At 69.3% G+C, this 26,521-nt stretch carries 29 protein-coding genes; 20 read left to right on the top strand and 9 right to left on the bottom strand.

All coding sequences use genetic code 11. The features are described from left to right. Nucleotides 1–16: 16 nt before the first annotated feature. Nucleotides 17–1,402 (bottom strand): ATP-binding protein, encoded by a 1,386-nt coding sequence (locus ACTWLI_RS09565; protein WP_445153671.1) that lies wholly within the window; start codon nt 1,400–1,402, stop codon nt 17–19. A 124-nt stretch (nt 1,403–1,526) separates the two neighbouring features. Here ACTWLI_RS09565 and ACTWLI_RS09560 point away from each other — a divergent pair, with 124 nt between their 5' ends. The 5 genes from ACTWLI_RS09560 (at nt 1,527) to ACTWLI_RS09540 (ending at nt 5,604) form a co-directional block, all read left to right on the top strand. Beyond that, the gene (locus tag ACTWLI_RS09560; RefSeq protein ID WP_445153670.1) at nt 1,527–3,077 is read left to right on the top strand and encodes a PspC domain-containing protein; all 1,551 of its coding nucleotides are present in this window, start codon (nt 1,527–1,529) and stop codon (nt 3,075–3,077) included. 1 nt (nt 3,078) lies between these two features. Then, on the top strand, nt 3,079–3,351 hold the full coding sequence (locus tag ACTWLI_RS09555; protein ID WP_445153669.1) for a hypothetical protein: 273 nt from the start codon (nt 3,079–3,081) through the stop codon (nt 3,349–3,351). A gap of 3 nt (nt 3,352–3,354) precedes the next feature. Beyond that, entirely contained in the window at nt 3,355–3,609 is a 255-nt protein-coding gene (locus ACTWLI_RS09550; RefSeq protein WP_056737788.1) for a PspC domain-containing protein, read from the top strand. 181 nt (nt 3,610–3,790) lie between these two features. Further along, entirely contained in the window at nt 3,791–4,816 is a 1,026-nt protein-coding gene (locus ACTWLI_RS09545) for a 6-phosphofructokinase (protein WP_056737787.1), read from the top strand. A gap of 77 nt (nt 4,817–4,893) precedes the next feature. Beyond that, a complete protein-coding gene (locus ACTWLI_RS09540) occupies nt 4,894–5,604 on the top strand; it encodes a GNAT family N-acetyltransferase (protein WP_445153668.1) in 711 nt (236 codons plus the stop codon). Between the two features lie 34 nt (nt 5,605–5,638). Here ACTWLI_RS09540 and ACTWLI_RS09535 read toward each other — a convergent pair whose 3' ends face one another. The 6 genes from ACTWLI_RS09535 to ACTWLI_RS09510 form a co-directional block, all read right to left on the bottom strand. Next, nucleotides 5,639–7,171, bottom strand: a complete 1,533-nt coding sequence (locus tag ACTWLI_RS09535) for a DHA2 family efflux MFS transporter permease subunit (RefSeq protein ID WP_445153667.1) — start codon at nt 7,169–7,171, stop codon at nt 5,639–5,641. Nucleotides 7,172–7,226: 55 nt separating this feature from the next. Continuing rightward, nucleotides 7,227–7,646 (bottom strand): ankyrin repeat domain-containing protein, encoded by a 420-nt coding sequence (locus ACTWLI_RS09530; RefSeq protein ID WP_445153666.1) that lies wholly within the window; start codon nt 7,644–7,646, stop codon nt 7,227–7,229. Beyond that, nucleotides 7,643–8,725 (bottom strand): CAF17-like 4Fe-4S cluster assembly/insertion protein YgfZ, encoded by a 1,083-nt coding sequence (gene ygfZ, locus ACTWLI_RS09525; RefSeq protein ID WP_445153665.1) that lies wholly within the window; start codon nt 8,723–8,725, stop codon nt 7,643–7,645. Before ygfZ ends, ACTWLI_RS09530 begins: the two co-directional genes overlap by 4 nt. A 22-nt stretch (nt 8,726–8,747) precedes the next feature. Beyond that, nucleotides 8,748–9,494, bottom strand: coding sequence for a flavodoxin family protein (locus tag ACTWLI_RS09520; protein ID WP_445153664.1), 747 nt, complete (start codon nt 9,492–9,494; stop codon nt 8,748–8,750). A 73-nt stretch (nt 9,495–9,567) separates the two neighbouring features. Next, nucleotides 9,568–10,182, bottom strand: a complete 615-nt coding sequence (locus ACTWLI_RS09515) for an FABP family protein (RefSeq protein ID WP_056737781.1) — start codon at nt 10,180–10,182, stop codon at nt 9,568–9,570. Between the two features lie 182 nt (nt 10,183–10,364). Then, nucleotides 10,365–11,099, bottom strand: coding sequence for a permease (locus ACTWLI_RS09510; protein ID WP_445153663.1), 735 nt, complete (start codon nt 11,097–11,099; stop codon nt 10,365–10,367). A 355-nt stretch (nt 11,100–11,454) separates the two neighbouring features. Between ACTWLI_RS09510 and ACTWLI_RS09505 the strand changes: the two genes are divergently transcribed. From ACTWLI_RS09505 to asd, 14 genes are all read left to right on the top strand, one after another. Beyond that, entirely contained in the window at nt 11,455–12,153 is a 699-nt protein-coding gene (locus ACTWLI_RS09505) for a winged helix-turn-helix transcriptional regulator (protein WP_056737779.1), read from the top strand. Nucleotides 12,154–12,419: 266 nt separating this feature from the next. Continuing rightward, a complete protein-coding gene (gene mshD, locus ACTWLI_RS09500) occupies nt 12,420–13,418 on the top strand; it encodes a mycothiol synthase (RefSeq protein WP_445153662.1) in 999 nt (332 codons plus the stop codon). A gap of 102 nt (nt 13,419–13,520) precedes the next feature. Continuing rightward, entirely contained in the window at nt 13,521–15,785 is a 2,265-nt protein-coding gene (locus ACTWLI_RS09495) for an RNA degradosome polyphosphate kinase (protein WP_445153661.1), read from the top strand. Nucleotides 15,786–15,796: 11 nt separating this feature from the next. Further along, entirely contained in the window at nt 15,797–16,762 is a 966-nt protein-coding gene (locus tag ACTWLI_RS09490; protein WP_445153660.1) for an NUDIX hydrolase, read from the top strand. Nucleotides 16,763–16,823: 61 nt separating this feature from the next. Further along, the gene (locus ACTWLI_RS09485; RefSeq protein WP_445153659.1) at nt 16,824–17,627 is read left to right on the top strand and encodes a thymidylate synthase; all 804 of its coding nucleotides are present in this window, start codon (nt 16,824–16,826) and stop codon (nt 17,625–17,627) included. A gap of 38 nt (nt 17,628–17,665) precedes the next feature. After that, entirely contained in the window at nt 17,666–18,235 is a 570-nt protein-coding gene (locus ACTWLI_RS09480; protein ID WP_445153658.1) for a dihydrofolate reductase, read from the top strand. Continuing rightward, a complete protein-coding gene (locus ACTWLI_RS09475; RefSeq protein WP_056737773.1) occupies nt 18,236–18,454 on the top strand; it encodes an NF038396 family protein in 219 nt (72 codons plus the stop codon). Between the two features lie 171 nt (nt 18,455–18,625). Further along, entirely contained in the window at nt 18,626–19,591 is a 966-nt protein-coding gene (locus ACTWLI_RS09470; protein ID WP_445153657.1) for a WXG100 family type VII secretion target, read from the top strand. 19 nt (nt 19,592–19,610) lie between these two features. Further along, entirely contained in the window at nt 19,611–20,267 is a 657-nt protein-coding gene (locus ACTWLI_RS09465; RefSeq protein ID WP_445153656.1) for a hypothetical protein, read from the top strand. Between the two features lie 5 nt (nt 20,268–20,272). Continuing rightward, nucleotides 20,273–20,689: a hypothetical protein gene (locus ACTWLI_RS09460; protein ID WP_445153655.1), complete on the top strand. Its 417-nt coding sequence runs from the start codon at nt 20,273–20,275 to the stop codon at nt 20,687–20,689. Between the two features lie 115 nt (nt 20,690–20,804). Next, on the top strand, nt 20,805–21,023 hold the full coding sequence (locus ACTWLI_RS09455) for an NF038396 family protein (protein WP_445153654.1): 219 nt from the start codon (nt 20,805–20,807) through the stop codon (nt 21,021–21,023). A 184-nt stretch (nt 21,024–21,207) separates the two neighbouring features. Next, nucleotides 21,208–21,525, top strand: coding sequence for a hypothetical protein (locus ACTWLI_RS09450; RefSeq protein ID WP_445153653.1), 318 nt, complete (start codon nt 21,208–21,210; stop codon nt 21,523–21,525). Next, a complete protein-coding gene (locus tag ACTWLI_RS09445) occupies nt 21,515–22,441 on the top strand; it encodes a hypothetical protein (protein ID WP_445153652.1) in 927 nt (308 codons plus the stop codon). The genes ACTWLI_RS09450 and ACTWLI_RS09445 overlap by 11 nt, the downstream gene beginning before the upstream one ends. An 80-nt stretch (nt 22,442–22,521) precedes the next feature. Next, the gene (gene asd / locus ACTWLI_RS09440; RefSeq protein WP_445153651.1) at nt 22,522–23,664 is read left to right on the top strand and encodes an aspartate-semialdehyde dehydrogenase; all 1,143 of its coding nucleotides are present in this window, start codon (nt 22,522–22,524) and stop codon (nt 23,662–23,664) included. Here the strand turns inward: asd and ACTWLI_RS09435 are convergent. Then, a complete protein-coding gene (locus tag ACTWLI_RS09435; protein WP_445153650.1) occupies nt 23,661–24,782 on the bottom strand; it encodes a winged helix DNA-binding domain-containing protein in 1,122 nt (373 codons plus the stop codon). The two genes, asd and ACTWLI_RS09435, sit on opposite strands and share 4 nt — an antisense overlap. 99 nt (nt 24,783–24,881) lie before the next feature. Between ACTWLI_RS09435 and ACTWLI_RS09430 the strand changes: the two genes are divergently transcribed. Further along, complete coding sequence (locus tag ACTWLI_RS09430; RefSeq protein WP_445153649.1) at nt 24,882–25,367, top strand: hypothetical protein; 486 nt, start codon at nt 24,882–24,884, stop codon at nt 25,365–25,367. A gap of 36 nt (nt 25,368–25,403) precedes the next feature. Here ACTWLI_RS09430 and ACTWLI_RS09425 read toward each other — a convergent pair whose 3' ends face one another. After that, on the bottom strand, nt 25,404–26,471 hold the full coding sequence (locus tag ACTWLI_RS09425; RefSeq protein ID WP_445153648.1) for a UDP-N-acetylmuramate dehydrogenase: 1,068 nt from the start codon (nt 26,469–26,471) through the stop codon (nt 25,404–25,406). Between the last annotated feature and the right edge of the window lie 50 nt (nt 26,472–26,521).

Below are 26,521 nucleotides of genomic sequence, written 5' to 3'. Positions count from 1 at the left end.
CCCAAAGGCTGGTTGCTCACTGTGGTTCCTCTCCGTTGTTGCCGGCACCGGTGTTGCCGCTGCCATTGGTCCCGTTGCCGTTGTTCCCGACGCCGTTGTTCCCGACGCCGTTGGGGGCGGCCGCTCCGGTGAGCGGCAGCCGGAGCCGCATCTCGGTACCATCGGGGCCGCTGGCGATGGCGGCGGTGCCGCCGTGGCGCCGCATCCGCCCCAGGATGGATTCCCGGACGCCCAGGCGGTCCGGCGGGATCGAGCCCGGGTCAAATCCCGGCCCGCGGTCCTTCACGAAGGCCTCGGCGGCGGCGTCGGTCACTTCGAGGTAGACCGAGACCGTCCCGCCGCCGTGCCGGGCAGCGTTGAGCATGGCCTCGCGGGCCGCCTGGACGAGGGCTTCCGTACGCTCAGTCATGCCGCAGTCCCCCACCGTCACGACCTCGACGGCGTGGCCCAGGGAGTCCTCGACCTCGGCGGCGGCTTCCTTGATCCGGTCCGAGAGTTGGCCCGCGCCACGGTCCGGGTCGCGGTAGAGCCAGCCGCGCAGTTCGCGTTCCTGGGCGCGTGCCAGACGGACGACGTCGTGCTCGTTGCCGGCCCGCCGCTGAATCAGCGCCAGGGTCTGCAGCACCGAATCGTGAAGGTGGGCGGCGATCTCCGCCCGTTCGGTCGCCCGTGCCCGTCCGGCGCGCTCGGTCTCGAGGTCGCGCCAGAACTTCAGGCCCCACGGCAGCAGCACCAGGGCGACGCCGCCCAGCACGGCCACGGACGCCAGCAGGGCCAGCCAGGTCTGTTCCCAGGAGCCGGAGCCGGAGACCATCAGCAACACGCCGGCCACCACCAGGCCCAGCCCGGCCGCGAGCCGGGCCCACCCGCCGGCCTGGTCAGCCTTGGCCTTGTCCATGATGCCCGCGCGCCGGGTTTCATCCAGCTGCATCCAGGCGATCGCCGCGCCGCCTAGGATCGCCGCCACCGGGATCAGGGTTCCGAGCGGGACGTCAAGGCCCGCGAGCCGCGCGACCAGGATGCCCGCCGCCAGCAGCAGCCCGGCGCCCAGCAGGATTTCCTTGCCATAGGGCATGCCCGGGAGCCGGGCCCGCCAGGTTCCCGGACCGGCCGCGGGGCTGCCGGGGCCGGGTCCGCCGTCGGCGGGTGCACTCACCGCCGGGGCAATGGGCGACGCCGGCTGCCGGGCGCCGCGGGTGGCGCTCTCATCCGCGGTGGGCACCATGATCCAGAGCCAGGCGTAGAAGGCCACTCCGGCCCCGCCGGCGAGCGCGGCGACCACCATGCCGATCCGGACCATCCGCACCGGCCAGCCGAGGTGGTTGGCGAGGCCCGCGCAGACACCCGCGATGACGCGGTCACCGCCGCGGGTCAGCGGCGGGCGGGATACGGCTGTTGTCATGGCTCAATCCAAACACGGGTCGGGGCTTCCCGGAGCAGGTTTCGACCCGAACCGGGGGCCACTCAGGGGCCGTTCAGGGTCTTCCCCAGTAGAGCGGCGGCGCACGGACCGGGAGGATCGAAGTATGAATCCGCACACTCCGCACCCAGATGAGGGCCCGACCGCTCCAGGCGGTCCGGACGACGCTTCGCACACCACGCCGGAGACCCCGGCCGGCTCCACATCACCCGACGCCACCAGCAGCATGCCCACGCCCGCGCCCGGCCCCGGGGCCACCGCCGGCGACGCTCCGCCGCTCTACCCGCCTGGCGGCCCGTATCCGTCCTACTCGGGTCCGACCCCGCCGCCGGCTGCCCCGACCCCGGCGGCAGGGCAGAACTTCTTCGACTGGATCCGCAGCCACGGCATCCACCGGGGCCGCGAGCGCTGGATCGGCGGTGTCGCCAGCGGCATCGCCCAGCGCCTCGGCGTGGACCCCCTGATTGTGCGGGGCATCCTGATCGTGCTGACAGTCTTCGCCGGCGTCGGCGTCCTGCTCTACGGGCTTGCCTGGGCGCTGCTGCCCGAACCCGACGGGCGCATCCACGTCCAGGAGGCAGCCGCCGGCCGCTGGAGCACCGGAATGACCGGGGCCCTGGTCACGACGCTCGTCGGCTTCCCCAGCCTGGGCGGCGGCGTCTGGGGCTGGGACCGATACGGCTTCGGCGCCTTCGTCTGGACCGTGTTCTGGGTCGGCGGGGCCATTTACGCCATCTACTACCTGACCCAGCGCAACAAGACCCGCGCCGCCGCGACGCCGGCTGGCTCCGGAACGCCGGGGACCACACCTTCCGGCACTGGCTGGACGTCGCCGTTGGCGGCCGAGTCCCCCGCCAACGCCGGGTACGCGCCCGCTCCCGCCACCGACGACGGCGGGTACCACCCGGCCTCCGCCACCGACCACGGCTACCACCCGGTTCCCGCTCCGGCCGGGGGCAGCTACACCCCGCCGCCTTCCGGCGGATACCGCCCGGCCACCCCGGCCCCGCGCCCCGCCCCGAGGCCCCGCAACCTGGGCCCCGGCACCCCGGCCGTGGCTGTCACCGCCGGCCTCGCCCTCCTGGTCGGCGGCGGGATCAAGGCCCTCGACGCCGCCGGGCTCTTCTCCCTCGGCGAGGCGACGGACGCTGTTGCCTGGGCGAGCGGCGTCGCCGTCCTGGGGCTGGGCATCCTGGTCTCCGGACTCCGGGGCCGGACCGGCGGCATCCTGGGGTTCTTCGCGGTGGTGGCCCTGATTATTGGCGGCGTCTTCAACCTCGCCCCCTACACTGAGCGGGCACGGTTCCAGAACATCGACTGGGCGCCCGCCAGCATCGAGCAGGCCCGGGACGGCTTCGAAATGACCGGGGCCACCGGCACCGTGGACCTGACCAAGCTGAACCTGACCGCGCCGCTGGCCTCCGACGTCGTGGTGCGGCTGGACGTGACGGCAAGCAACGTCGTGATCGCCATCCCCGCCACGGTCCCCGTGCAGCTTGAGGCGGACATGACGATGGGCAACCTGAACGACAGCCGCGGCAACCACGCCGGCATCACCACCCAAGAAAACGAGTACAACACGGACAAACCCGGCGCCCGGCTGGTCGTCAAGGTCTCCGGCACGCTGAGCAACATCACCGTGAAGGAAGGGAACTGACATGAACAGCTATTACCCGGCAGCCGACCTGCCGGACGCGGCGGCCGGCTCCGCAGAGCCCGACGCAACCCGCCCCCGCGTGGGCACCGTGGTCTGGGGCCTGATCATCATCGCCCTGGCCGCACTGACCGTCATCTCCCGCCTGGGCCTGGTGGCCCTGAACGGCACCTACGTGCTGATCGGACTGATGATCGGCGCCGGCGCCGCGCTGGTGGTCGGCGGACTGCTCTCCGCCCGCGGACGTGACAAAGACACTACGAACGGGAAGTCTTGAACCATGGAAAAATTCTTCAGCATCGTCCGGGGCCTCGGCCTGAAGCGCGGCCCGGAGCGCTGGCTCGGCGGCGTGTGCGGCGGGATCGCCGCCAAACTGAACGTCGACGCCGCCTTCGTCCGGATCGCGTTCCTGCTCTTCGCCCTGCTGCCCGGCCCGGCCTTCGTGTTCTATCTCGCCGCGTGGCTGGTCCTGCCGGACCAGCGCAACGCGATCGTGCTTGAGTCCTTCCTGGAACGGCGCGCCGGACGGCCCTGACCCGCACCGGAGTCCCGGCAGCCTCCCCGCTGCCCCCGCCACCCGGCGGGGGCATCGGGCGTTCATGCCCATGGGCGGCGGACGCGGTTTGTGTCCTGCCCCACATGCGCCAGTAGACTTCTAGGTGAGCTCAGCGTGGCGCTCTGCCTGTATACCTTCGAACCAGGATTTGAGCCGAGACATGAAAATTGGAATCCTCACCAGCGGCGGAGACTGCCCCGGACTGAACGCGGTCATCCGCGGAGCCGTACTGAAGGGCATCGCCGTTCACGGCCACGAATTCGTGGGATTCCTGGACGGCTGGAGGGGCGTCGTCGAGGGCGACGTCATCGACATCCCCCGCACGATGGTCCGCGGCATCGCCAAGCAGGGCGGCACCATCCTCGGAACCTCCCGCACCAACCCGTTCGAAAACAACGGCGGCCCGGAGGTCATCAAGGCCCACATGGACCGCCTGGGCATCGACGCCATCATCGCCATCGGCGGCGAAGGCACCCTCGCCGCCGCCAAGCGCCTGACCGACGCCGGCCTGAAGATCGTCGGTGTGCCCAAGACCGTCGACAACGACCTCGACGCAACCGACTACACCTTCGGGTTCGACACCGCGGTGGAGATCGCCACCGAGGCGATCGACCGGCTGCGCACCACCGGCGAATCCCACCACCGGACCATGATCGCCGAGGTGATGGGACGGCACGTCGGCTGGATCGCCCTGCATGCCGGCATGGCCTCCGGCGCCCACGCCATCCTGATCCCGGAGCAGAAGGTCTCCATGGAACAGATCACCGAGTGGGTCGTCTCCGCCCGCGACCGCGGACGCGCCCCGCTGGTCGTCGTCGCGGAGGGCTTCGTCCCCGAAGGACAGCAGGCCCCGCACTCCGAACGCGGGCTGGACACCTTCGGCCGGCCCCGGCTCGGCGGCATCGCCGAACTGCTCGCCCCCGAACTCGAGGCCCGAACCGGCATCGAAACCCGGGCCACGGTCCTCGGCCACATCCAGCGCGGCGGCGTGCCGACCGCCTTCGACCGGGTCCTCGCCACCCGCCTCGGCATGGCAGCCATCGATTCCGTGGTCGAGCAGCGCTGGGGCACCATGGTCTCGCTGAACGGCACCGACATCGTGCACGTGGGCTTCGACGCCGCCCTCGGCAACCTCAAGAGCGTCCCGGAGCACCGCTACGAGGAAGCCGCCGTCCTCTTCGGCTGAGCTCTGCCTCCCGGGTGGTCCCGGCGGCGCCCGCCCGGGTTTCCCGGATGCGGGCGGCCGCTGGGTAGGGTTGGTGCATGACTCTTGCGCCCGGTTCCGCTGACATCATCCAGCTCGCCTGGGCCCGGCGTCTGGGGTTCGACGACGGCGCGTTCGCGGCCGCCGGCGGCCGCCGCCTCACCCGGGCCGACGACGCGGCCCGCAGCGTACAGTTCATCCGCCTGTTCGGCAGCTCAGCGCTCGTCGGGCCGCAGTGGGCCCTGGACGCCGCGGCCGGCCTGTCCGATGAGGAACTGGCCCAGCATGTGACCCTGCTGACCCTGAGCCGAGGGCACGGCGGCCGCGGGCTCGGGGCCGCGGCGCTGTTCTTCGCCGACGACCTACCCCTGCAGCAGCCCTCCGAGGAGCTCACCGTCTCGCACGGGAACCCGGAGGCCATCGAATTGGAGGCGCTCTGCCCGCCGGATGACGTCAACGAGGTGGGCTTGGCGGACCTGGAACACCGGTTCACGATCATGCACGTCGACGACGGCCGGCGGACCCCCGTGGCCTGCGGGGCCTACACCGAGTGGGAAGGCCTGCTGGCGCAGCTCGGAGTGCTCGTCGCCCCGGAATGGCGGCGGCGCGGCCTCGGGCGGCTCGCGGCTTCGATTGCCGCCCACGAGGCGCTGGCGTCCGGCCTGACACTGCAGTGGCGCACCGACGTGAGCAACCAGGGCTCACTCGCCCTGGCCCGCAGCCTCGGCTTCACCACGGGCGGCATCCACACCAGCGTGCTGCTGGGCTAGCCGCCCCGGGCCGGGGGTTCGCGCCGGCGCCTGCCTAGCCCCGCTGGGCCTCGGCATCCTCCGCGACCGCGCGCGCGCCCGCTTCCGCCGGGACCGCGCCCGGAGTACCCCAGGCCTGCTGCTGCGGCTTGGCGAAGAACAGCGCCACGGCGGCGCCCAGCAGGATCACGGCGGCAGGCAGCAGGATGGACTGGCCCATCGCGGTCGAGAATCCCTCGTGCAGGGCCTCCGGGAGCTTGCCACCGAACGCCATCGGTTCGGCCTTGCCCGCCCCGCCCGGGGCCGCGGGGAGCTCGGCAGCCAGCCGCGCCTGGATGAGCACGGCGATGGCGGCGCTGCCGAGGACCGCACCGATCTGGCGGGTGGTGTTGTAGACGCCGGAGCCGGCGCCCGCCAGGCGCGGCGGCAGGTTGCGGGTGGCGGTGGAGCTCAGCGGCGCCCAGATGCCGGCGTTGGCGAAACCCAGCACCGCGCTCGGCAGCAGGAACAGCCAGATGGGGGTGTCCGGGTGCATCAGGGTTGCGTTCCAGAACAGGGCGGCGGACATCAGCGTCAGGCCGGCGGCGGTGATGAACTTCGGGTCGACCCGGTCGACGATCCGGCCCACGACGGGCGCGAGGGCGCCGGAGATCACGGCCATCGGGATCATCATCAGGGCGGACTGCGTCGGGGTCAGGCCGCGGACCACCTGGTAGTAGAAGATCAGCGGCAGGCCGAAGGCCGTCACGGTGAAGCCCACGGTGGTGATGCCGACGTTGGCCAGCGAGAAGTTGCGGTCCTTGAACAGGCCCAGCGGCAGGAGCGGCTCGCCCTTGTTGAACCGCTGCCACGCCACGAAGGCGGCCAGGACGACGACGCCGCCGATGATTAGTCCCCAGACGGTGATCGGCCCGGTGATGGTCCCCCAGTTGTAGGTTTCACCTTCCTGGATGCCGAAGACCAGCAGGAACAGGCCCATTGCGCTCAGCAGCACGCCGGGGACGTCGAACTTGTGCGGGTGGGTGCTGAGGGCCGGCACATAGCGCAGGGCAAGGAAGAAGCCGGCGATGCCGACCGGGATGTTGATGAAGAAGATCCATTCCCAGCCCAGCCCGTCCACCAGCACACCGCCGAGGATCGGTCCGACCAGGGTGGCCACGCCCGCCGTCGCGCCCCAGATGCCCATGGCTGCGCCGCGGCGGTCCGGCGGGAAGATCCGGGTGATCACGGCCATGGTCTGCGGCGTCATCATCGCGGCTCCGAGTCCCTGCAGGATCCGGGCTTCGATCAACGTCTGGACATCGCCGGACAGCCCGCACCACAGCGAGGCCAGGGTGAAGACCGCGAGACCGGCCAGGTAAAGCTTCTTGGGCCCGAAACGGTCGCCCAGGCGGCCCGTGATGAGCAGCGGCACGGCGTAGGCCAGCAGGTACGCGCTGGTCACCCAGATCACCGAGTTAATGTCCGCGTTCAGGCCTTCCATGATCCGGGGGTTGGCCACCGACACGATGGTGGTGTCGATCAGGATCATGAAGAAGCCAATGACGAGGGACCAAAGGGCCGCCCAGGGCCGCGCGACGTGTTCCATTGGAGCTTCCTTAGGGTGCATGGTGCGTGCTGAAGTTGTTGGTTGTGTGCGGCGGTCAGCCGAGGAGCGCCAGGAGGTCGTCCCGGGCGAACATCTGGGCGGCCGCCCGCGCGGAGGGCCTGCCTGCGTCGGGATCGGCGCCGGCAGCAACGAGCGCCTGCACGACCTCCGGGTAGCCCTTGAACACGGCCCCGGCCAGCGGCGTCTGGCCCCGGTCGTTGGCGGTGTTGGCGTCGGCGCCGTGCGCCAGGATCAGCTTCACCGTGTCCGCGTGGCCGTGGTAGGCCGCGAGCATGAGGAGCGAATCCCCCGCCGCGTTGGTCAGCGCGGGGGCACCGGCGGCCAGGTAGCCGCCCAGCAGGGTTGAATTGCCTTCGCGGGCGGCGTCAAACAGGGTATGGGCCAGGGCCACGGCCTCATCATCCGGGGAGACGCTCCCGCCGTCGTCCGCCGGAGATGCCGTCTCGCCGTTCACCGCGGGCCCCGGAGGAAGCCGGTCTGGCGGCCGACGACCTGACCGGCGTCGGGGGCAACAATCAGTTCCTGCGCAGCGGTGTAGGACTCGTCGCCGTCGAGCACGGTCAGGACCTCGTCGGGGGCGACGGAGCGTTTGACGACGGCCAGGGCGACGGGGCCCATCTCGTAGTGCTGCGCCACGGAAGTCACGGTTCCGACGTTCCGTTCCCCGGCCTTCACGGCGCTGCCGGCGGCCGGCAGGGTGTGCTGGGAGCCGTCCAGCTGCAGGAACACGAGCCGCCGCGGCGGGTGGCCCAGGTTGTGCACCCGGGCGATCGTCTCCTGGCCCTTGTAGCAACCCTTGGCCAGGTGCACGGCGGTCCGCAGCAGGTCAAGCTCGTGCGGGATGGTCTTGTCGTCGGTCTCCGCTCCCCAGCGGGGACGCCAGGCGGCGATCCGCAGCGCTTCGGCGGCCAGGATTCCGGCGAGCGGGCGGTCACCGACGGTGGCCTCCAGCTGGTCGGCCGGCACCAGGTATTCAAACCAGGGCCGTTCCAGGCCCGGATGGTCGTCCTCGCCGGCCACGGCGTAGGAGTAGCCGCCGGCACCGACGTGCGGCCAGGGGTCTTCCCAGACGAGCAGCCCGGACCATTCCGGCACCGGCCGGGTGGATCCGACGACGCCCCAGTCGGCGGACACATCGGCGATCTCGACCCGGAGCATGAACTTCATCCGGTTGAGCCAGTCGGCCAGCGGCGCGGCTTCGGCCGCCTCCGCGAGCAGCCAGGTGGTGGCCCCGTCGTCCAGCACGCGGGCGTCGAATTCGATCCGTCCCTGCACGCTGAGCAGCAACAGCTCGGTGGACCGGCCCGGCGCGAGGTCGGTGAGCTGCTGGGAGGACAGCGTGTTGAGCCAGCTCAGGCGGTCGGGTCCGCTGACGGTCACCACGCCGCGGTGGGAGAGGTCGACGACGGCGGTGCCCGCCGCCAGGGCGCGCTGCTCGCGCAGGGGAGCTCCGTAGTGGGCCGCGACGCCGGCGTCGGCCCCGGCGGCTTCGACGGCGCCCGGGCGCGACAGCAGGGGGCTTGGAGTAGTCATATGAAGTAGAAGTCCTCCGCGCTCAGCGGTATTCCGGGTTTTCGAAGTCGTATCTGGTTCCGGCCTTCCAGGCTTCCGGCAGGTTGCCGTACGCGGGGATGCCGCCGGCGTCCTTGAGCATCCGGGCCAGGTGCAGCAGGTTCCAGGTCATGAAGGTCGTGTTGCGGTTGGTGAAGTCGCTTTCCGGTCCGCCCGAGCCTTCATCCAGGTAGCTTGGGCCGGGGCCCACCGCGCCGATCCAGCCGGCATCGGCCTGCGGCGGAATGGTGAAACCGATGTGCTGGAGGCTGTAGAGCACATTCATGGCGCAGTGTTTGATGCCGTCCTCGTTGCCCGTGATGAGGCAGCCTCCCACTTTCGGGTAGAACGCCCATTGCCCCTTGGCGTTCAGCTCACCAGAGTGCGCGTAGAGCCGTTCGATCAGCTTTTTCGTCTGCGAGGAATTGTCCCCCAGCCAGATCGGGCCGGCGACCACCACGATGTCCGCTTCCCGGACCGCCGGATAGAGGGACGGCCAGTCATCACTCGGCCAGCCATGCTCGCGCATGTCCGGGTACACGCCCGCGGCGATGTCGTGGTCCACCGTGCGGATCACGCGGGTGGTGACACCGTGCTTGTCCATGATCGAGCGGCTGATGTCGATCAGCCCCTGCGTGTTGGAGGTCTCCGGGGAGCGTTTGAGGGTGCCGTTGAAGAAGACGGCCTTCAGGTCGCTGTAGGTGCCCGGCTCCGCCGGCGCACCGCCGGTGCCGCTGGAGGTGTCGTTCATGGTGGTGCTCCCTGCGTTCGCTGCGGACCAACGGAAAACCAATGGGACCCCGGCGTCCGGCCGGCGCGGCGGGTTAGGACACTTTGCTCAGGATTGCGGAGGCGTGGGCTTCCAGGCCGGCGCCCGGCGTGGAGCCCGTTCCGGTGGCAACGTCCCAGCGCCACAGCAGCTGGCCTTCCACCAGCCCGAAGATCCGGGTGGCGGCGGTGTACTCCTTGGAGTGGCTGCCGCGCATCACCATGTCGGTGCTGAGTTGGATCTGCGGACCCTTGATCTGTCCGTAGTACAACTCCGAAATGCCGCCGGGATGCGAGATGGACACGGTGATGTCGAAACCGCCGTCGCTGTTGCGCAGCTCCTCCACCTCGTCGGCGCTCTTGAGCACCGGGACGATGTCCGCGGGGATCAGGCCGGGGCCGCCGTCTTCCTCGCGCTGCTTCCGCTCAAGGGCCCAGAACCCGGTCTCGACGGTGAGCGGGCGCAGCTTGACGCCTTCATCGTCCGTCAGCCAGGACTCGGCCCGGTACTGCAGGTAGGGCAGGCCGTTGTGGGTGAAGGAGACGTGCTGCAGGAAGTGCTCGGAATCCTCTTCACCGGCGCCGAGCCGGCCCCGGCCCTCCCACTCCCCGATGAGCCAGGACAGCGGAACGATTTCGGGCGTCAGATCGGTAGGAATTTCAATCGGCACGGCAGCTACCTCCGGAAACTACGGATTCTGGACGGTGTTTTGGGGGCGGAGTCTACTTCTGGCCCTTGAAGAGCCGGTACACCACGAAGCCGGCGAACCAGGCCATGGAAAGGCCGGCAACGGCGAGCAGGACAAGGAAGAAGATCTCAAATGCAAGTACGGACATGATGCCATCCTAACGCTTAGATAATGAGGAGTTTGTCTATGAAGTAAGCCAGGGAGCCGACCGCCGAGACGGGCGCCAGGCCCATGCCCAGCACCGCCGGTAAGTTCAGGGATGCGCCGCGGATGATCACCAGGCGGCGGAAGCTGACCAGGACGGCGGCGACGACGACGCCGACCAGGGCCGCGGGCAGGACGGCGATGTCGGACAGCACGAGCCCCGCCAGCGGACCGGCAAGGCCGGCGAGGACGATGCCCAGCGGGGCGACGACCCGGTCCGGCCAGCGGATCAGCCCGGCCAGCAGGGCGATCGCGGCGCTGATCGCGGCGATGAGCAGCATCTCCCGGACCCCGTTGAAACGCGCGGAGGCGATCCAGCCTGCGCCGAGGCAGGAGAGCAGGACCCCGGCACAGGAACCCAGCGTGGACTCCAGGCGCTGGGCCTGGCCGGTTCCGCGGATCAGTTGCATGACGAACACCGCCATCACGCCGGCGGCCACGAAGGCGGGCGTCCAGTCCAGGAAGCCCGGAGGGGGCAGATAGCTCGCTGCGACGGCGGATCCGATGCCGGGGAGCCCGATCAGCACGGCGAGGGTCTTCTTGGCCGGGATGCCGAGGAAATGCGGCCAGCCGATGCCGACGCAGGCGGCGGTCACGGCGGCAACGGCCAGCAGGGCCCCGGGCGCGGCATAGGTGCCGGCGACGATTGCCGCGAGCCCGGCCAGGCCGACGACGCCAACGCTTCGGGACCTCACAGCCCGCTCCCCCCTGTCCGCCTCCATAGGGCATCCGCGGTGCGGACGCCCATCAACACCTTAGCCACGATCAACCGGTACCTTCGCTCACTGCAGACCGTGCCCGGCCAGCTCGACTCCGCCGGCAGCTGCAGGCCCCGACGGTTCAATCCTGCCCTATGTGAACGTTTTGTGTCGCAAAAGGGTCCGGACGGAGCGGCGGGACAGTGCCCGCGAAGTGCCGTTTGGGTATACTCAAGGCTCAGCTACACTTCCTCCGGCAGCCGCAGGCAGGTCACCGTCCGGAAGTACAGTACCGGCCGGTGAAAGCCCGGCGCAGACGCCCAATGATGCGCGGACACCCCTTGGAGGAACCATGTCGCACATCCTGCTCCTAACGAACAGCACCGGGTCATCGGTGGACGTCCTGCCTGCGCTGGAACTGCTCAATCACCGCGTCCACATCCTGCCCGCCGAACCGACGGCACTGCTGGACACCGATCCCTGCGACATCGTCCTGCTGGACGCCCGCAAGGACCTGGTGGGCGCCCGCTCCCTCACCCAGCTGCTGAAGGCCACCGGGCTCAGCGCTCCCCTGATGCTCATCCTGACCGAGGGCGGCATGGCGGCCGTCTCCTCGGCCTGGGCCGTCGACGACATCCTGCTGGAATCGGCCGGACCGGCCGAGGTGGAGGCGCGCATCCGTCTTGGCATCGCCCGGGCGGTCCCGGACCAGGAGGACACGCCGAGCGAGATCCGGGCCGCCGGCGTAGTGATCGACGAGGCGAGCTACACCGCCCGGGTCAACGGCGCCGCCCTGAACCTGACGTTCAAGGAATTCGAACTGCTCAAGTACCTCGCCCAGCATCCGGGCCGGGTCTTTACCCGCCAGCAGCTGCTCACCGAGGTGTGGGGCTACGACTACTACGGGGGCACCCGCACCGTGGACGTGCACGTCCGCCGGCTCCGGGCCAAGCTTGGCGCCGACCACGAGAACCTGATCAGCACGGTGCGCAACGTCGGCTACCGGCTGACGCTCGTCCGGCAGCCGGACGAGGAACTAACCGAAGCCTAGCTCCGCACGCCGGCCGCCAAACGCTCCGGAACGCAAGAAGCCCCGGACCAGGGTCCGGGGCTTCTTCTGTAACTTTAGTGGAGGACATACGGGTCGAACGTATCGAGGCCACCCCAGTGGTGGATCCCCCTCGTCCTCCGTCTGCGTCCCGGGGCTTGAGCCTCGAACCGATCAGCCGGATGAGTTAACGACTATACGGCCCCGCCCCCGATGCCACAAATCGGCGGCTCCGCGCACGCTTGGCGGCGGGCGTATAGCCTTGCACCATGAGTCCCGCGCATCCGGAGAACTGGCCAGTCCTCACCGTGCAGGGAGCTGTCGGCGAACAGCTGCTGCGCGACGTCAGGGCCCTCGTGGCCGCGGCGGAGGAATCCGACGGCAACCCGCCGCTGTCCGAGCAGACCCTGGTCACGCTCCGGGCCGGTGACGACGGCCCGCACACGGTGCTGGCCCTGGCGCTGTACCCGCCGGACTACTCCGGGCGGGACGACACCAGGACCGGCACGCCGGGCACGGTACGCGGCAATGACCTCGCCGGCTTTGCCGTCGTCATCGGGGAACCGGACGGCACAGGCGTACTGGAGGTGGCAGTCCACCCCAGCTACCGCAACCAGGGCGTGGCGGACCGGCTGGTCGGAGAACTGCAGAAGGTGCGCGGCTTCGCGGGACTGAAGGCCTGGTCGCACGGGAACCACGAGGCCGCGGCGGACCTCGCCGCCCGGTACGGCTACGGCCCGGTCCGCGAACTGTGGAAGATGCGGCTCGCGACGGCCGCCGCGGACCTCCCCGACGTCCCCCTGCCCGAAGGCGTGAGGCTGCGCAGCTTCCAGCCGGGACAGGACGAAGCCGGCTGGCTCGCCGCCAACGGCGCCGCCTTCGCCCACCACCCGGAGCAAGGCGGCATGACGCGCGCAGACCTGGCGGCGCGGATGGCCGAGCCCTGGTTCGACCCCGCAGGCTTCCTGCTCGCAGTCGACGCCGCCGGGACCATCCTCGGCTTCCACTGGACCAAGGTGCACCCGCGGCACGGCGAGCACCCGGCGATCGGCGAGGTGTACGCCGTCGGCGTTGTCCCCGCAGCCCAGGGCACGGGGCTGGGGAAGGCGCTGACCGTTGCCGGGATCCGGTACCTGCAGCAGCAGGGCCTGCACGCCGTCATGCTCTACGTCGACGCCGACAACATCCCGGCCGTCGCCCTGTACCACCGGCTGGGCTTTTCACGCTGGGACATGGACGTCATGTACGCGCCGCTGGAAGGCAGCTAGCCGCGGCTGTGGCCGGGCGCCCGCGGCCGTCGAAACCTGGGGTCATCCGCAGGGGATTCCTTGTAAGGTTGAAGCTAAATCGCGCCAGCACTAGGAGAGTCCATGCAACGGGAATCCGCCCGGACAGCCACGTCTGAAGCAGCCACGACGGGCAAGGCCGGACGTCCCGCGCGGGCCCGGTTCGGCTCCTCCGAGGTGCCCGCCTCGCGGGCCACCCAGGACCGGATCGACATCCCGGAATTTGCGCCGAACCTGGAACCGGAAGGCGACATCAGCCCCGACCGGTTCCTGGACCGGGAACTGAGCTGGCTGGCCTTCAACGCCCGCGTGCTGGAACTCGCCGAGGACCCCAACCTCTACCTGCTGGAACGGGTCAGCTTCCTGTCCATCTTCGCGTCCAACCTGGATGAGTTCTTCATGGTCCGCGTCGCCGGCCTCAAGCGCCGCATCGCCACCGGACTGGCCGTCCCCTCCCCCGCCGGGCTGAGCCCCATGCAGGTGCTGGAGCAGATCGGCGAGGCCGCCCACCGCCTCCAGCAGCGCCATGCCCAGGTCTACGCGGAGCAGATCCGGCCCGCGCTGGCCTACGAACACATCCACCTGATGCACTGGGAGGAACTCGACGACCAGGCCAAGGACCAGCTCAGCGCAATGTTCGCGGAGAAGGTCTTCCCGATCCTCACGCCGCTGGCCGTGGATCCGGCCCACCCGTTCCCCTACATTTCCGGGCTGTCACTGAACCTCGCCGTCGTCGTCCGCAACCCGGTCAGCGACAAGGAACTCTTCGCCCGCGTCAAGGTCCCGGACCAGTTGCCGCGGCTGATCTCCATCGACGGCCCGCGCGCCGGCTCCGTGCCCGGGCGCGTGGCCCGCTTCATCGCGCTCGAGGAAGTGATCGCCGTCCACCTCGACCAGCTCTTTGCCGGGATGGAGGTGCTGGAGCACCACACTTTCCGCGTCACCCGCAACGAGGACGTCGAAGTGGAAGAGGACGACGCCGAGAACCTGCTGCAGGCGCTGGAGAAGGAACTGCTGCGCCGCCGCTTCGGCCCGCCGGTCCGGCTCGAGGTCACCAACGACATCAACCCCAACATCCGGGCGCTGCTGATCCGCGAACTCGGGGTGGAGGAATCCGAGGTCTACTCGGTGCCGGCGCCGCTGGATCTGCGCGGCCTCTCCGTGATCGCGGGGATCGACCGCGCGGACCTGCACTACCCCAAGCACGTCCCGCATACCTCCCGGTACCTCAACGAATCGGAAACCTCCAAGGCCGCCAACGTCTTCGCCGCGATGCGCCGGCGCGACATCCTGCTGCACCACCCCTACGACTCGTTCTCCACCTCCGTGCAGGCCTTCCTGGAGCAGGCCGCAGCGGACCCGAAGGTCCAGGCCATCAAGCAGACCCTGTACCGCACCTCCGGCGACTCCCCCATCGTCGATGCCCTGATCGACGCGGCCGAGGCCGGCAAGCAGGTGCTCGCCCTGGTGGAAATCAAGGCCCGCTTCGACGAACAGGCCAATATCTCCTGGGCCCGGAAGCTGGAACAGGCCGGCGTGCACGTGGTGTACGGAATTGTCGGGCTCAAGACGCACTGCAAGCTCTCCCTGGTCGTCCGCCAGGAAGTGGACGGGCTGCGCCGGTACTGCCACATCGGCACCGGCAACTACCACCCGCGCACGGCCCGCTACTACGAGGATTTGGGCCTGCTGACGGCCAACGAACAGGTGGGCGAGGACCTGTCCAAGCTCTTCAACCAGCTCTCCGGTTACGCACCGAAGTCCACCTTCAAGCGCCTGCTGGTCGCCCCGCGCTCGGTCCGCTCCGGGCTGATCGACCGGATCGAAACCGAGATCCGCAACGCCCGGGCCGGGATCGCCGCCCGGGTCCAGATCAAGGTCAACTCCATGGTCGACGAAGCCATCATCGACTCGCTGTACCGGGCTTCCCAGGCCGGCGTAAAGGTCGACGTTATTGTGCGCGGCATCTGCTCGCTGCGTCCCGGCGTGCCCGGCCTCAGCGAGAACATCACCGTGCGCTCGATCCTTGGCCGTTTCCTGGAGCACTCCCGTGTCTTCGCTTTCGCCAACGCCGGCGACCCGGTGGTCTACATCGGCTCGGCGGACATGATGCACCGCAACCTGGACCGGCGGGTGGAAGCGCTGGTGCAGCTCAGCAGCGGCGACGACACCGCCTACGTGCTGGACATGCTCCGCCGCTACTTGGACCCGGAAACCGCCAGCTGGCACCTGGACAGCAGCGGCGAATGGGTCCGGCACCACCTCGCGGAGGACGGCACCGCCCTGCAGGATGTCCAGTCCTGGCTGCTCGCGTCGCGTTCGCGGCAGCGCTCGGCGAGTCTGCGCTAGGGCCGCCGACAATGAGCAGCGATTCCCTGGTCGCGGACCAGACCGACCACCCCGGCGAGAAAATCGCCGTCGTGGCCGCCGGCGCCATCCCCTGGCGCATCAAAAAGGACCGGCTGGAGGTCCTGCTGATCCACCGGCCCCGCTACGACGACTGGTCCTGGCCCAAAGGCAAACTTGACCCGGGCGAGACCGTCCCCGAGTGCGCCGCCCGCGAGGTGGAGGAAGAGATCGGCCTCAGGGCGCCCCTGGGCATCCCGCTGCCGCCGATCCACTACCACGTGCCCGCCGGGCTGAAAGTGGTGCACTACTGGGCTGTCGACGTCGACGGCGCGGCGCTGCGGCCCGACGGCAAGGAGGTGGACAGCGTCATGTGGTGCGCGCCGGAGAAGGCGGCCGCCCTGCTGAGCAACCCCAGCGACCGCACGCCGCTGGAGCACCTGGTGGCAGCCCACGCCCGCAATGAGCTGCACACCTGGCCGCTGCTGGTGATCCGGCACGCGAAGGCCAAGCCCCGCTCGTCGTGGTCCAAGGCCGAGGGTGACCGCCCGCTGGCCGCCACCGGGACGCGCCAGGCGCAGGCTGTGGGGCGGCTGCTGCAGGCGTGGAAGCCGCCGCGGATCGTAACGAGCCCGTGGCTGCGCTGCGTCGCGACCGTGGCCCCCTACGCCAAGGCCGCAGACGCCAAGGTGAAGCTCAACGAATCGCTGACCGAGCATCTGCACGGCCGCAGTCCGCATAAGACCGCGAACGTCGTCGAGGCGCTCTTCGACAAGGAGCGGGCCGTGGCGCTGTGCACCCACCGGCCCGCCCTGCCCACTGTCTTCGCCCAGCTCGGCCGGCACATGAACTCCCGGCTCCGTGCCCTCCTGCCCGCCAACGACCCCTACCTCACCCCGGGTGAGATGATCGTCTGCCACGTCTCGCACACCAAGGGCAAGGTTGTGGCCGTCGAGCAGTTCCGCCCCTTCGACGACTAGCGTCTTTGACCCCGGCAGCCACGCTGCTCCGGGGTTGAGCCCGACTCAGTAGACTGGAACCGTGAGCATCCCAACGCCCTATGAAGACCTGCTGCGCGATGTCCTGGCGCACGGCACGCACAAGTCGGACCGCACCGGAACGGGGACGCGCAGCGTGTTCGGCAGGCAGCTCCGGTTCGACCTGGCCCAAGGCTTTCCGCTGATCACTACCAAGCGCGTGCACTTCAAGTCCGTGGCCGTTGAGCTGCTGTGGTTCCTGCGCGGGGACAGCAACGTCAAATGGATGCAGGACCAGGGCGTCACCATCTGGGACGAATGGGCGGACGCCGACGGCGAACTCGGCCCGGTCTACGGCGTGCAGTGGCGCTCGTGGCCCACCCCCGACGGCGGCCACATCGACCAGATCGCCGACCTGGTGGAGAACCTCAAGTCCAACCCCGATTCGCGCCGCCACATTGTCTCGGCGTGGAATGTGGCCGAGCTCAAGAACATGGCACTGCCGCCGTGCCACGCCTTCTTCCAGTTCTACGTGGCGGACGGCAAGCTCTCCTGCCAGCTGTACCAGCGCTCCGCGGACACCTTCCTGGGCGTGCCGTTCAACATCGCCTCCTACGCCCTGCTGACCTGCATGCTCGCCCAGCAGACCGGCCTGGAACCGGGCGAGTTCGTCTGGACCGGCGGCGACGTGCACATCTATGACAACCACCTCGAGCAGGTGCGCACCCAGCTGGAACGCGCCCCGTACGACTACCCGCAGCTGGCGTTCACCCGCAAGCCGGCGTCGATCTTCGACTACACGATCGAGGACTTCGAGGTGGTCGGCTACCAGCACCACCCCACGATCAAGGCCCCGATCGCCGTATGACCCCCGAACCCCATCAGAACAGGAAGACGAGCAGGCCCATGGAACCCGCCGAATACACCGAACAATTGCGCGGCACGGTCACCGGGCTGGGGCTGGTGTGGGCACAGACCAGCACCGGCGTGATCGGCCAGGCCGGCGGCATGCCCTGGCACCTGCCCGAGGACATGCAGCACTTCAGCCGCCTCACCGCCGGGCACCCGGTGATCATGGGCCGCAAGACCTGGGAGTCCTTCCCCGACAAGTACCGGCCGCTGCCCGGCCGGACCAACATCGTCATCACCCGGCAGGAAGGCTGGGGCGACACCCCGGAGGCGGAAGGCGCCCTCGCGGTAAAGTCGCTCGACGACGCGCTGCTGGAGTCCCAGTTCGCCCCTGGCCACCAAATGGTCTGGATCATCGGCGGCGGTGAAATCTTCGGACAGTCCCTCGACCTGGCCGACGTCGCCGTCGTCACCACCATCGACACCGCGGCGGAAGGCGACACCTTCGCCCCGGAGCTGGGCTACGACTGGGCCGCCGAATCAAGCCTTCCGCCCGACGGCTGGCTGACCGCGGCCAACGGCACCCGCTACCGCATCACCCTGTGGCGCCGGACCGAGGCGAAGTAGATGCTGCGCAGACCGGAAACCCTGTTTGTCCTCGGCTACATGCTGCTGCCGCTGCTGGCACTGCTGTCCGCGATCGTGGGCCTGACCATGATCCTGGGCGGCAACAAGATCGCCGGGGCCATTGTGCTGGTCATCGTCACCCAGATCTTCGCGTTTGGCGCCATGGCCGCCCTGCGCCGGCGCAAGAGCGCCCTGCTGGCCGAATCCGACGGCGACTAGCAGCTCCGGGCGTCCGGCCCGGGTGCGATGGGGAGAACACCCCATCGCGGCATTGCTCCGGCCCGGATAGATTGGGCCGGTCAGATTCTTTGAACCACAGTGCGTCCGTCCGGGATGAGTGCGGTTTGGCAGCGGCCCGTTAGGCTGTTGCCCGTAAAGGGGGTTGCCAGCATGGCAGGAAACTTGTGGGGCGCCGACGTCGCCCAGCTTCGGTCGCTCGCGCAGCACTTCGGCAAGACGTCGGAGACGCTGCTGCAGCAGTCCTCGGTCCTCACGTCCACGATTAACAACAACACCTCGTGGAAGGGCGCCGACAGCGCTCGGTTCAAGTCCGACTGGAACGGCACCCACCGCGCCTTGATCCAGCAGACAGCGCGCGCCCTCAAGGAAGAGTCCAAGCGGCTGATGACCCACGCGGACGAGCAGGAGAAGGCCAGCAACGCCGCTCCGGGCTCAGGGGGCGGTCCGGGCCGCCCGGGGACGCCCGGGAGCACCGGTTCCGAGGGATCCCGCCCGGGCCAGGGCCGCAATGATCCGTGGGGTCCGGACTGGCTGTCCGATCCGGAGGCTCCGTTCCGCGGCGGCTGGGACTTCTACAACGTCGTCAAGGCCTTCCCCAACCTTCGCTCCGGCCTCTTCGATATGGCCGGCATGCTGCAGAAATCCCGGATCGGCGATTTCTTCGACCCGGCGGCGTGGAAGGCCTTTCAGAACTCGAACGAGTTCAGCAAGTTCTTCAATGTCTCGAACCAGTTGTTTGAGGGCAAATGGCACGAAGCCTTCAACCTCACCGAGGGGACCAAGGCCTTCAGCGCCTTCGAAGGCCTCGGCAAGGGGCTTGGCGTCCTCGGCGTCGGACTGGACGGCATGGACGCTATCAACTCCCTGGCCGACCACGAATACGGGGACGCCGCCTATTCGAGTGCCAAGGCACTCATTGGCGCGGGCTCCTTCCTTCCCCCGCCGGCCGGCACGGCCTGCATGGTTGCCAGCGCCGGACTGGCCCTTTACGACAACGTGCCCGTCGTTCATGACTCCGTGAACTGGGTGGGCGGCAAGATTGCTGATGGCGCGGGCGCCGTCAAGGATTCCATTGCCGACGGCGCGGAAGCTGTCGGCGACTTCTTTGGCTTCTAATAACGAGGAGATCTAGATCGTGACTGAGACAACCACAGCTCGACCGGGAGCCGGACAATCGGTATACCCGGACTCCGTCGGGTTCGGCTTCGCTGAGCTCGTCACCTTACTTAACCTGGCGCATGGGCCGGCCGCGACCGCGAGTGCCGAGGCGTTGCGCGTAGCCAAGGAACTCGAGGATCCCACGGTAATGTCCGCCGGTGCGTCCTCGCTGGTGGCAAGGGGTGCGGCGGCAGTGGAGTCGGACGGCACATTGTCCGTCAGCGGACCGGTCGCCGCGGTGACCCGGGCCCTGACCACTGCCACCCGCCGGATGCAGATCAACCTGCTCACGGCAGACTCCGCGGACAGCGTCCTGGCTGTTGAATCCGAGGACTACCGCATCCTGCTGCAGCCGCGCGCCTTTTTCAGCTGGTTTGCCATGGCCCAGGATCCTGAAATCTCCCCGGCCGAGGCGAATTTCTTCATCATGCGCAAGCACCTCGAAGACAACCCCGCTGGCGGCGCCACCTTGCGCCGGCTGGAGGACCCGTCGCGACGCCAACTGCTGCTCAAGCGTTCCGGAGACGCCTGGACCGTCGGTTACAGCACTCCCGGAGCGGGAGAAATCGACGAGCTCACCGGCCTGGGCGACGCCGAGGTATTGCACCACATCCGCGCCATCCGGGAAGGCTGAATCCCGTGCCCCAAGACGCTGCCGACCACCAGCACGACGAAGAGGTCCGCGCCCGGCACGAACGAGCCGTGGCGGCCGGAGAAAAACGGCTCCTGACCAGGACCATGGACCGCGGGCGGCTGCACTCCTACGCCGCGGACGAAATCGGCTTCGCCCGCGCCGGATCCGGACCGATCGTCACCACGGCGTTCGGGATGGTTGTCCTGGCCGTCGTATTCGCCGCCGTGACTGTCTTCTCCGTCGTGCTCGTCGCCGCCCCGACCTCGCAGGGCGAAAGCCCGATGTGGGGCGCACTCGTGCTGACCGTAATCGGCGCCGCGGGAGTGCTCTACGCCGCGCGGCTCGCCGTGTCCGAATTCAGGGCCCGGCGCATCCGCCGCGAGCGCGGCCTTCCGGAACCAAGCCCGCGCCAGCTGAACTGAGAGGAAGCCTGCCCCGCGCGGCGGGTGGGGCGAGCCTCCCCGAGGACGGCTGGCGAACCGCCGCGAACGGCACCCGCTACCGCATCAGCCTGTGGCGCCGGACGGAGGCCAAATAATGCTGCGCAAATCTGAGACCCTCTTCGTGCTGGGCTACATGCTGCTGCCCCTGCTGGCGTTGCTGTCTGCGATCGTGGGGCTGACCATGATCCTCAGCGGCAACAAGGTTGCGGGCGCGATCGTCCTCGTCGTCGTCACCCAGGTGTTCGCCTTCGGTGCGGTGTTTGCGCTACGCCGGCGCAAGAGCGCACTGCTGGCAGAGTTCGACGGCGAGTAGCAGCCGCCGCCGTCGGGCCCAGGCGCCCCGATGGAGAGAGCACCCCATCGCGGCCTGCCGGCATTCGGGTTAGATTGGGTGGGCCGGTTCCGGGTCCCCCTCGCTGGGGTGGCCCGCGACCGGCGGAATACATGGGAGTGCGGCGGCACAGTAGGCTGTTGCCCGATGGCGGGGGATGTTGATCGTGGCAGGGAACGTATGGGTCGCGGACGTCGGTGCGCCGGGGGCCAACACCTCCGGGAACGTCGGCGGCCAGGGCCGTGCCGACAAAAAACGCCTCTGGGGACCCGGCTGGATCAGCACCTCCGACTCGCCATTCCGCGGAGGCTGGGGTGCCTATAACGGCGTCCCCGGGCTCAAGACGGCGCCTTTGGGCCTCCGTATTATCTCCCAGTTCGCCGCCAGATATGGCGACGGCGTAGCAGAGCTGTGGCGCACCGGAAAAAAGCTCCAGGATCTCATCTCCTACCGATCAGCAAAGGGGCATCCCCGTGACGGTTGAGTCCCCGCGGCGCCGTTCCGCGCTCTCCCGGCCCTGGTACTTCGGCACGGGCATGGACAGTACGGTCCATGCCTACACCCGGGAGGAGTGGGGCATCGGCGGGTCCCAGCCCTTCGGTAACTACACCGCCCACACAGTCACCGGCCTGGTCACGGTGACGGCGTTGATGACCATCCCTGCGATCCTGGCTCCGGTGCTGTTGATCGTCGCCATCGCGCGGCTGAACGTCGGCATGGCCCTGCTTCTCCTCGCCTGCATGGCACTGTTCACCGGGAGCTGGCTGCTCGGGCTGCGCTCCCTTCGGAGGGAATCCGTCGCAGGCAAATTGCGCCGCCTCAAGGGCCTGCCCAAGCCGCGGTTCGCGGTCACGGACGACCAGGCGCGCCGCTGGTTCGAGGCCCACCCGGCCGGCATACCGCTCACCCGGGAGAACTTCCCGGACAGCAGTTACCCCTTCCCCGGCGAAAGCCGTGACCGGCGGGAAACGACGAAAGCGCCTGTGAACTTCGATCGCGAGCGTGAACGCCGGAACGAGGACGTGCATGCCGACCACAGAAAGGCACTCGCACGGGGCCAAAAGCGGGTGCTGCGTAAGACCGACACCGGCGAACTGCACAGCTATCCCGCCGATGAAATTGGTTTTTCCCCCGGCCGCGGCCAGGTGCAGGTCCGGTCCTGGTGGGGCATGGGCATTCTCACCGCCGTGATGGGCGCCCTCGTCGTTCTTTCCCTGGTGATGCTGCTGGGCCCGGTCGGCCGCGGCGGGCAGCCCTTCTGGGGGGCGTTGATCCTCACGGCGTTTGGAGCTCTTGGAGCCTGGTACACGTTCGGCATGGCCCGGGACGAGTATCGGGCCAAGAAACTAAGGGCAGAACGCCAGGCCCCGGAGCCTGGCGCGGGGCACGTCTCGCAGTAGTCCGGGCGGCCGGGGCACCGGCGGCCCGGCCGTGACGTAACCGACTGCGTCCCGTCCGCCGCAAAGTCTAAACTGGCCCAATGACTACAGCAGCTACCCCGTCCGTCGGACTGGTCGGTTGGCGTGGCATGGTCGGCTCCGTCCTGATGCAGCGCATGCAGGACGAGGGAGACTTCGCCAACATCAACCCGGTCTTCTTCTCCACCTCGAACGCCGGGGGCGACGCCCCGGCCATCGCCGGTGCGGCGGCGGGCGCTGCCGGCAAGCTGGAGGACGCCTACGACGTCGAGACGCTGGCCAAGCTGCCCATCATCGTCACCGCCCAGGGCGGAGACTACACCAAGAAGGTCCACGGCGAGCTGCGCGGCCGGGGCTGGGACGGCCTCTGGATCGACGCCGCCTCCACCCTGCGGATGAACGAGGACTCGATCATCGTGCTGGACCCGATCAACCGCGACGTCATCGACGCGGGCCTCTCCGGCGGGGTCAAGGACTACATCGGCGGCAACTGCACCGTCTCCTGCATGCTCATGGGCCTGGGCGGCCTGTTCAAGAACGGCCTCGTCGAGTGGGGCACCTCCATGACCTACCAGGCGGCCTCCGGCGGCGGCGCCCGGCACATGCGCGAACTACTGAGCCAGTTCGGCACGCTCAACGCCGAGGTCAGCAGCGAACTGGACGACCCGGCGTCGGCCATCCTCGAAATCGACCGCAAGGTCCTGGCGCACCAGCGCACCGACATCGACGCCACCCAGTTCGGGGTGCCGCTGGCGGGCTCGCTGATCCCGTGGATCGACGCCGACCTCGGCAACGGCCAGTCCAAGGAAGAGTGGAAGGCCGGGGTGGAGACCAACAAGATCCTGGGCACCTCCGGCGCGGACCGCGTGATCATGGACGGCCTGTGCGTTCGGATCGGCGCCATGCGCTCGCACTCCCAGGCGCTCACGCTTAAGCTCCGCGAAGATCTCTCCGTTGCCGAGATCGAGAAGCTCCTGGACGCGGACAACGAGTGGGCCACCGTGGTGCCCAACACCAAGGAAGCCTCAATGGCGGACCTCACCCCTGTGGCGGCCTCCGGAACCCTCGACATCCCGGTGGGCCGCATCCGCAAGCTCGAAATGGGCCCGGAATACATCAGCGCCTTCACCGTCGGCGACCAGCTCCTCTGGGGCGCTGCGGAGCCGCTGCGGCGCATGCTCAAGATCGCCACCGGTTCGCTCTAGCCGCCGGGGCGTTCCAGCCCCAGGAACCGGCGGTACTTCGCGGCCTGCCGCTCAAAGGATTTTTGAGCGGCAGGCCGCAGTCCGTTAACCGCGTCGAAGGGCTCCGGCACCACGCTGCCGCGCCGTCCGTTTCCGGGCGCGGACCAGGTTCCAATCACGGCACCGCCGGCCACCAAGGTCTTCTTGAACACACCGTTGCCGCCGGGGACGATCTTGTCCGCGTGGTGCGCGGGCAGTGCGATGGACCGGTCCGTGTAGCCCAGCAGGAACTCATCGAACGCCGGCAGCGCCAGCACACCGCGCTGGGCGGGCACCCCGGTGTCGAGCAGCCCGGCGGTCTCCGGTGAAAGCCAGTACTGGGTTCCCTCGAATTCCAGCTCCACCAGGCGGTCCCGCACCTCGGCCAAAGCCGCCCGGCTCTCGGTCAACGGGATGCCAGACCACCAGGCGAAATCCCGCACGGTGGCCGGGCCGTGGCTGTACAGGTAGCGCAGCAACCACTCAGCGATGCCCGCTTCGCGGTCCAGGGTCCGCGGTTCCTTGATCCATTCATCGAAGGCCACCACCTGCTGCTGGTTGCCGGCCAGCGGGCCCAGCACCAGCTGCCGCTGCTGGCACAGCATGGCCAGCAGGTGGATCCCCCGCTGGCCGGCGGTCGACTGTCCGGCTTCCTCGAACGTGCCGAACAGTTCCGCCCGGCTGGCCGGGTTCCCGCCCGCCACCCGGCGCAGCGCTGCCTCCCCGGCGGCGTCGACATCGGCCGCGGTGATGCCCAGCTCGCGGTGCCGGCCCGCCAGGCTCCGGATGAGCCGCCCGGAGGTGAGCTCCAGGACCCACTTCAAGTCCTCCGGCGCCAAGAGGTGCAGGGTCCCCCGCATGGGCCAGGAGCGGACGATGTCGCCGTGGTCCAGGGCTGCACGGACGTCGGTCACGCGGGAGCCCGGAACGCGCTGCCCGACCGCCCAGAGCGAGGCCTGGAGGTCCTGTGCCTGCAGTGCGGTCATCGACCGCACTGCGTCCGGCACGGACCGGAAGCCGGGCCCGGCGAGCCCCTGCGCGGCGAGGCGGAGCCGGCCCAACGCTGACCGGCTCAACCGTGTGCGCACCCTTGCTGCCATGACCTCATCCTAGGGCCGGGGCCGGACACTCCGGCGGAATCCGGCCGCCGCCCCGCGGCCTCCCAGCCTGCGCCCAGCCGGCGTGATTAAAGTGGATTCGTGACTTTGGCTGAGACGTGGCCGCGCCTGCGGCCCCTGTGCAGGAGGCTGGCCCTGTTGGGCTGGGCGTCCAGCGCTGCCGGGATGGCGGCCGGACTCGCCATCGCCATCGCCAGCGGAACCCGCCTTTCCCCCCTCATGACGACGTTCCAGGCGGTCTCCACCGGGAGCATGGTCCTGGCCATGGCCAGCTTCGTCACGGCGGCGATGCTGCAGCCACGCTCCCCCGTCCAGCCGGAGAACGACCGGGCCGAGACCGACCACGATCCCGCGGCAGAGTTCCCCGCAACGGTGCAGAGCTTCCTGCTCGGCTCGCTGGCGCTGCTGGCCGGGGCGGTCGCCTTCGCCGGCGCCGGTCTCCTGCTGCGGAGCGGTCCGAGCGCCCAGTCGATAGCGTTCTGCCAGGTGTTCCTGCTCGGCGCGGCAACCTCCGGATTCACCTTCATGCTCTTCAGCAAAGTCACCCCGCGCCGCAGCGGCGGCTGAACCCGCCCCGACGACTGCCGGTTCCGGGAATGTGGCCTAAAGTCCGACGCCGATCAGCAGCGGTTCCGGGTGCAGCTCAATGCCGAAACGTTCGACGACGCCGCGGCGCACCTCGCGGGCGATGGAGAGCAGGTCCGCGGTGCTGGCGCCTCCGCGGTTGGTGATGGCCAGGGTGTGCTTGGTCGACAGCGAGGCACGGCCGCCGGAGACGCTGCCGGGTTCCAGGCCGAAACCCTTGCCGAAGCCTGCCTGGTCAATCAGCCAGGCGGCGGAGAGCTTGGTCAGCCCCTCGGCGCCTCCGGGGTACCGCGGCGCGTTCTCGGGAAGCCGCGCGGCAACCTCGTCCGGCACGATCGGGTTGGTGAAGAAGGAGCCGGTGGAGTAGGTGTCCCGGTCCTCCGGGTCCAGCACCATGCCCTTGGAAGCACGAAGCTTCAGCACTTCCCGCCGGACATCGTTGGCGTAGGCGCGCTGGCCGGGTTCGGCGCCGAGCACCCGGGCCAGCTCCGCGTACCGGATAGGCGCACTCATCCGGCCCAGCGGCAACTGGAACTCCACCGTGAGCACCACGTAGCGCGGGGAACCGTCCACGGTCGCCTGCTTCAGGATCGAATCGCGGTAGCCGAACTTCAGCTCGGCGTTGGTGAACGTCCGGACGGCGCCGCGCTCCCGGTCCCAGGTCCGCACCGCCGCGATGGTCTGGGAGACGTCCGCGCCGTAGGCCCCGACGTTCTGCACCGGCGTCGCGCCGGTGGCGCCCGGAATCCCGGACAGCGCTTCCAGGCCGGACCAGGCGTGCCTGACGGCGTGGTCCACCAGGGCGTCCCAATTGTGGCCGGCCTGCACGACGACGGACACGCCGCCGCAGGAGTCCTCAGCGTTGACGGCAAAACCCTCGGACGCAATTTTCAACACAGTGCCGGGGAAGCCTTCGTCGCTGACCAGCAGGTTGGAGCCGCCACCGATGATCAGCAGCGGCTCGCCGGCGGCATCCGCTCCGCGGACGGCGTCGATGATCTCCGCCTCGGTGCGGGCTTCGAGGTAGCGGCCGGCGGGGCCGCCGACGCCGGCCGTGGTCAGGGCGGAAAGCAGTGTCTGGGTCACCCCTCCAGCCTAGCCGGGTTCCGTACACCGCCCGAAAGCGTTCCTCCGGC

The organism is Arthrobacter sp. Hor0625 (assembly GCF_052567525.1).
Note: the sequence above shows the minus strand (reverse complement) of the source record. Positions and strands in the feature narration are given on the sequence as shown.